Source organism: Vibrio sp. Vb1755, assembly GCF_033338635.1.
Classification (GTDB): domain Bacteria; phylum Pseudomonadota; class Gammaproteobacteria; order Enterobacterales; family Vibrionaceae; genus Vibrio; species Vibrio alginolyticus.
This window is the reverse complement of record NZ_JAWOTA010000266.1, coordinates 1-1,172: the sequence shown is the minus strand read 5'-3', so window position 1 is coordinate 1,172 and position 1,172 is coordinate 1. Positions and strand designations below refer to the sequence as shown.

Annotated in this window: 2 protein-coding genes; one reads left to right on the top strand and one right to left on the bottom strand. The window is 45.6% G+C overall.

The window, feature by feature from the left end:
- On the top strand, positions 1 to 360 hold a 360-nt coding region (locus R7E00_RS24410), incomplete at its 5' end, for a PhzF family phenazine biosynthesis protein (protein ID WP_318124814.1).
- A 92-nt stretch (positions 361 to 452) separates the two neighbouring features.
- Here R7E00_RS24410 and R7E00_RS24405 read toward each other — a convergent pair.
- Positions 453 to 1,172, bottom strand: a 720-nt coding sequence (locus R7E00_RS24405; protein ID WP_318124813.1) for a lactonase family protein, incomplete at its 5' end; no start/stop codon positions are given.

Here is a 1,172-nt window from a genome sequence, read left to right as displayed (position 1 = left end):
CTTAGCCCACAAGCTTACTTCGTCATCGTGGAAGATGAGCAAACCGTTTTTGATGTTCAATATCGATCCGACCAACTGAAACAACTCGCCCCTTACGATGTCGTCGTCACATCAAAAGGCAGTCAATACGACTTTGTATCTCGCTACTTTTGGCCAGCGAACGGCGGAGATGAAGACCCTGTCACAGGATCAATCCACGCAGGCTTAGCACCATATTGGGCGCAAGAGCTCGGCAAAGCATCTTTAGTGGCGTATCAAGCATCAGCGCGTGGTGGCGTTCTGTACTGCGAAGTCAAAGAAAATTGCGTCAAAGTATCTGGTGATGGTGTGTTGTATATGAAAGGCAAAATTTACGTCTAACTGTACGTTGAAGATTGGCGTTAACTGTTTTTATCCTGAAAGCCTAGCCGCCCGCTAGGCTTTTCTATTTCCTGTTGTTTCAGCGTTAATCGTTACAAAGGTTGTTCGACAATACACACTGGAGAGCCTATCTCACAGTCATAACCCGTTGGGGTAATTTCACCTGTTTGAGGATTGCGACGAAAGCTCACCACATTGTTGGAATGTTGATTGGCAACCAACAACCACTTTTGATCATGAGACAACACAAAATCTCGTGGAAAAACCCCTTCACAGTGAATGGCTGCTCGCCTTTTCGGCGTATCGCCAGACACATCAAACACACTGATTTTGTTCTGAGCTCGGCAAGAGACATACAAAAACGTTTCATCTTGCGAAAGACGAATCGCCGCCGCCGCTTGCTGATTATCTTCCCCTTCTAATAATTCTGTTTGATTCGAGATAAGCCATTTATCTTGGTGCTTAACCAGAACAATCAAGGTTTCTGACAGTTCGCAAACCACATACGCTGTCGACTCTTGTTTATTAAACACCAGATGGCGCGGTCCCGAACCTGCGGGTAAATGAATCACTTGCGACAGTGAAAAATCCGGCGGCTGGGCATCGTAATCATAAATAAGGACGCTATCGCTGCCTAAGTCTACGACAACCAATTGATGACTGTGCTTTAAAAACGTGACTTGATGAGCGTGAGGAGAAGTTTGGCGCTCTAAATTCGGCCCGCATCCATCAACGTATAAATCCGCCAATAAACCAAGCGGTTTACCATCGCGATCCAATTGAAATACGCTAACATTTCCAGAGCCATAATT